The organism is uncultured Clostridium sp., assembly GCF_937920395.1.
In the GTDB taxonomy this organism is placed as follows: domain Bacteria; phylum Bacillota; class Clostridia; order Clostridiales; family Clostridiaceae; genus Clostridium_AD.
Genome location: NZ_CALEVF010000275.1, coordinates 1 through 5,530, shown reverse-complemented (window position 1 = coordinate 5,530; position 5,530 = coordinate 1). Strand labels below are relative to the sequence as shown.

Here is a 5,530-nt window from a genome sequence, read left to right as displayed (position 1 = left end):
CCCTTTTTGCCAATAAAAGGGTTTTTGCTATTTGCAATGGCTGAGTAGTAACAAAATTTTTTTTAAATAACTGTCCTAAATATATAGTATTTATGGAAAACTGTTTTGAAATATCTTTCAATTTAATGTCCTTATTATAATTACTGTTTATATACTTTTGCACTTCATATACTATACCAAATTTGCTGGTTTGTTTAAGGGTATGTATATATCCACTAACTAAAATGCAAAATTTTGTTAATTGCTTCCTTACATCACAAATAATCATAAAGTTAAACTTAAGATGCTTAAAACTATTAGATACCTCTCTTACATCACCACCCATATGTACAATTAATTTTATAACCTCAAGTTCAAAGCTTAATATGTTGGCTTTTATAATTTCTGGTGCAATTCTGTGCATAGCAAGATTTTCATAAATATATTCTATGTTTTCATATATCTTATTAATATTATTTTTTTCAACAGACTCTAATAATTCATCAAATAATTTAGTGCTTGAACTTCCATAATTAAAAACTATATTCTCTATATTCTCATAACTTACTATACCTTTTTTGCTTAGTATAAAATTTGTATTTATAGTATTCAAGCAAGAATCTCGAGAGCACTTTATCGAAGGAATACCAATAAATCTTATCCCTGTATAAATAATTACATGTATTCTTATTTTTTCTAATATTTCATCAATTATTGTCTGTAAAATAGATTTCATATCCATATTATTCTTATTAAGCTTTGATATTGACACTAATATTTCTAATCCATTATTCTCTGATAAAACATTTAACGCCTTATTAATACCGGTAATATTTAAAATAACCCTTTTTATTTCTTTAATTATTTCATATGAATTTTCTTCGTAATATTCTAGTATATTTAACACTTTAATAGGTTGTAATATTACATATACAAATTCGCCCTTTTCAAATTCAGGTATAAATTGTTTTATTTTATATAATTCATCTTGTTCTATATATCCATTAACAAATCTTTCTAACACTTTAGTTGTAAAATCCACATAGTTAAACGTATTGAGAATTTTTTCACTTTTTAAATCAAGTTCTTTATTTAATTTAATTAGAGTCTCTATTATCTCTTCTTCCTCAACCGGTTTCAAAATATAATTACATACGCCATATCCCATTGATCTTTGAGCATATTCAAAATTACTAAAGCCAGTTAGTATAATATACTTTGACTCTATGTCTGCGTTTTCCACGCATTTTTTTACAAGTTCTAATCCATCCATTTCAGGCATTTTTATATCAGTAATGATTAAATCAGGTCTGAAATCCTTAGCTAATTTTAATGCATCCCTTCCATTATCTGCTTCATAACATATACTGAAATTATAACTCTCCCAATTAATTAGAGATCGGAGCCCCTTTCTAACAAAAGGTTCATCATCTACAATCATAACTCTATACAAAATATCACCTCTGATTTCTAACATTAACCTTTGAAGGTATTCTCATTATTATCTTTGTTCCTTGACCCCAAATACTATTTATTTTAAAATCAAAATCATTCCCATAAATTAGCTTCAATCTATTATATACATTACTAATACCTATATTCTTTCTCCCTTCATGCTCTTGTTCCAAACTTTCCACTATGTCCTTAAGTTTTTCTTTCTTAATTCCAGTACCAGTATCAATTATCTTGCATATTATATTACCATTAGTATACTCTAAACTTACAGTTAACTTTCCCCCATACTTTTTACCTTCAATACCATGAATACAAGCATTTTCAACCAATGGTTGCAAAATCATCTTTGGTATCATTATATCCAGTACCTTCTCATTAATAATAATCTCATACTCTATCTTATCTCCAAATCTATATTTTTCAATTTTTAAAAAATCTTCAATATAATCCATTTCCACCTTAGCCGGTATCATGTCATCTCCCCACTCCAAAAGTCTCCTAAAAAGTTTAGCTACATATTTTATTATTTGCGCAGTTTCTACTTCCTTTTTTATAACACTCCTCATTCGTATACTCTCAAGCACATTAAACAAAAAATGAGGATTAATTTGACTTTGAAGTGCTTTTATTTCGGCCTTCCTTCTTTCAATTTCAATACCTTTATTTTGTATATTGACTTCATACACATCAGTAATAAGTTCCTGAATTTTTATAGTCATATAATTAAATTCCCTAATTACACCTCCAATTTCATCTCCACCTTCATTACAATCTATGATTTCATATTTTTGTTTTCTAACTTTCTTTATATGAATACTTAGAATCCTTAGTCTATTCGTAAAAGAAAAAGCTATTATATATGTAACTATTAATGCAAATAGTAAATCTATAAACGCCATATACAGAATAAATTTTTTAGAACCCTGTATTGCATCTGAAATATAGGATTTATTAATGACAGAAATAACATGCCAATTTTTCAAATCACTATATTTGTCTAAATTAGTTTTGAATTCGTACTGGTTATCCTTAAGTAATTTAGAATTATAAACAGGTAATACATTATTATTTTTAATATATTTATTATCTGTTGTATATAATATTTGATTTTTTCCATTAACTAAATATACTTCTCCAGTAAGTTTCTCAGACTTAAGTGAATCCATAATAACGGAGTCATCTATATTTATTTTTAATATGCTATTATAATCACCGTCTCCATAATCACTTAGCACTTTCATAAGACTAAACTTCCATTCTCCATTTTCCTTAAAATAACCATAATGAAACTTGTAAGGATTACTTGTTACTACCCTATACCAATAATTCTTCATAACCTCATCATTTATTTGAACAAATTCGCTACTATTTAATACACTTTTATTTCGTGTATATATCTCAACTTCACTTATCTGATTTGCTAGATAATTTTTTCTCATCAATGCATCTTTTAAAAAGTCACTATATATATCATAAAATGCTTCAATAGATGGATATTGTTTATCCAAGGCTTCCTTAATTTTATCATCCGAAATAATAGTAAATCCAACAACTGTAACATCATTCAAATTTTTATATAACTGGTCTTTAGTTCTATCAAGTGAAGCCTTAATTTGCACAATCTGCTGCTTTTTTATATTATTACTAGTAATGTTAATAAATATTATATTAGTCAATACTACGGGAATAAATACACACAACAAATAAATAAGCATTAATTTGTCTCTTACGCTTATATTGTTAATAATATGTTTATTAAACAATGATTTAAACAAGTTATTGCACCTCCTTGCATTACTAATAATTATATTAACTATACATTTAAGGCAATAACATTGCAATAAAAGCTCCAGCATCAATAAATTAATGCTAGAGCTTTTATTGCAAGCTATTATTGTATGCATTACCCCTTAACTCCTCCAAGTGTAAGCCCTTTCGTAAAATACTTTTGCAAATAAGGGTAAACAACTAAGATTGGTAATATTGCAACTATAGTCATTGCCGCCTTTAGTGAATTAGGTGTAACTGTAGCCCTTGCGCTAGCACCTTTTAGTGCATCCAGTTGTGATGCTCCCGAACTTGCCATTGATAAGCTTGATTGTAGCACCTTTTGAAGTTCAAACTGCAACGTACTAAGGTTAGTGTTTGAACAATATAACATGGTGTCGAACCAAGAATTCCATTGTCCAACCGCAACAAATAATATTACTGTTGCGAGTACAGGTACGCTTAGAGGCATTACTATAGAAAATATTATCTTAAGCTCATTTGCCCCATCAATTTTAGCAGATTCAATGAGACTTGGAGGTAACCCTGCAACATAACTTCTTACAATCATTATGTTGAATGCGCTTACAACTGCAGGAAGCACATAAACTAGAAAATTATTTCTGAGATTTAAATTCATTATTAAAAAGTAGCCTGGAATTAACCCAGCACTTATATACATTGATGCTACAAATATTCTCGAATAAAATTTTCGAAAAACAAACTCTTGTCTGCTTAAAGCATATCCTACTATAAGACTACAAGTTACATTCAAAGCCGCGCCAATAATAGCACGCGCTGTAGAAATAAATGCTGCATGATAAATAGCTTGATTCTTAAATATTATTGAATAGTTAATCGTTGTAAATTTTCTTGGCCAAATATATATTCCACCTCGTATAGAATCAGTTGAGTCATTCAATGAAATAGCTATAGTATTTAAAAATGGATACAATGTTATAATTATAAGAAGACACAATAGGATATAATTTATTGTGTCAAAAATTATATCCTCCCTTGTCGCTTTAATTTTCATAAGAACCCTCCTAAAAAAGATATTTAAAATGCACTCTCGCCATCTAACAACTTTGATAACCTATTACAAGACATTACTAGAATTAGTGATACTACAGAGGTAAATATACCAGCGGTTGTAGCAAAAGAATATCTTCCAAGTGGTATTCCTAAATTATACACATATATTTCTAGTGTATTTGAAACATCGGCTACCATACCGTTTCGAAGAAGATACACTTGTTCAAAATTAGCAGTTAATAACCATCCAATGCTAAGTATCATTAATATTTTTATAGTAGGAATTATACTTGGTAATGTTATTGCAAATACTTTTCTAATTCTACCGGCTCCATCAATACTTGCAGCCTCATACAATTCATTATCAATAGCAGTCATTGCTGCTAGATAAATAATGGTACTCCATCCTATCTCTTTCCAAAGATCAGAACCAGCTAATATCCCCCAAAATAGTTTTGGAATACCCATAAATGCTATAGGTTCCTTAATGAAATGTAATGCAATTAGCACCTCATTCACTATACCATTATCTGGCGATAGTGCAGTAGTAACTATACTTGCTGCAACTACCCATGAAACAAAATGCGGTAGATATGATATAGTCTGAACTACCTTCTTAAATTTAACATTCCTTACTTCATTTATCAACACAGCAAGTGTTATTGCTCCAGTGAACCCAGTAACAAATTTCAAGACACTGATTCCAAGAGTATTTCTTATTGCGTGATAAAAGTCAGGGTCTTTAAACAATACAGAAAAGTTTTTTAAACCAACCCATTCAGAACCTTGAACCCCAAGAGCTGGTTTATAGTTTTGAAAAGCCATTATCCATCCCCATAAGGGTACATATACAAAAACTATAAGTAATACTAAAAAAGGAAGAGTAATAAGTATCAGTTCCTTCTGTTCTTTTACTTTTGTTAAAAAAGTTTTTTTACTTTTATAGCTAATAATTTGATTGGCTTCCATTTCAATTTGCGCTTTTCCCATTTAAACCCCTCCTATATAATTATATTTATAAAACAATCTATGTAAAACTCTATATGATATGTTGGTATCACAAAAATTTTTTTTTCATACATTAATATTAAAAAGTATACTTAATGTATACTTTTTAATATTCATTTTCTTAGATTACTTCCAGTTCTTTACTCTTAGTTGAATTTGCTGAGTAGTATATTCATCTCCAACATTATAATTAGCGGATTTCATTTCCTTAGTGTACTGAGTCCATACATCTTCAAATGTTGATGGTTTTGCCATTACAAGTGAAGCCATATATTTTACCTTTAGA

The 5,530-nt window shown here is 28.7% G+C and carries 4 protein-coding genes; all 4 read right to left on the bottom strand.

The annotated features are described in order from the left end of the window. A partial coding sequence (locus Q0649_RS17340; RefSeq protein WP_298844945.1) for a response regulator occupies positions 1 to 1,456 on the bottom strand: 1,456 nt, incomplete at its 3' end. Next, on the bottom strand, positions 1,437 to 3,209 hold the full coding sequence (locus Q0649_RS17335; protein ID WP_298844942.1) for a sensor histidine kinase: 1,773 nt from the start codon (positions 3,207 to 3,209) through the stop codon (positions 1,437 to 1,439). The genes Q0649_RS17335 and Q0649_RS17340, both read right to left, overlap by 20 nt. A gap of 128 nt (positions 3,210 to 3,337) precedes the next feature. Then, positions 3,338 to 4,237, bottom strand: a complete 900-nt coding sequence (locus Q0649_RS17330; protein WP_298844940.1) for a carbohydrate ABC transporter permease — start codon at positions 4,235 to 4,237, stop codon at positions 3,338 to 3,340. Positions 4,238 to 4,260: 23 nt separating this feature from the next. Further along, positions 4,261 to 5,226, bottom strand: a complete 966-nt coding sequence (locus tag Q0649_RS17325) for a sugar ABC transporter permease (RefSeq protein ID WP_298844937.1) — start codon at positions 5,224 to 5,226, stop codon at positions 4,261 to 4,263. Positions 5,227 to 5,530: the final 304 nt, after the last annotated feature.

Coding starts and splice junctions, on each gene's coding strand:
- Q0649_RS17330 (WP_298844940.1), bottom strand. CDS start 4,237: ATGAAAATTAAAGCGACAAGGGAGGATATAATTTTTGACACAATAAAT.
- Q0649_RS17325 (WP_298844937.1), bottom strand. CDS start 5,226: ATGGGAAAAGCGCAAATTGAAATGGAAGCCAATCAAATTATTAGCTAT.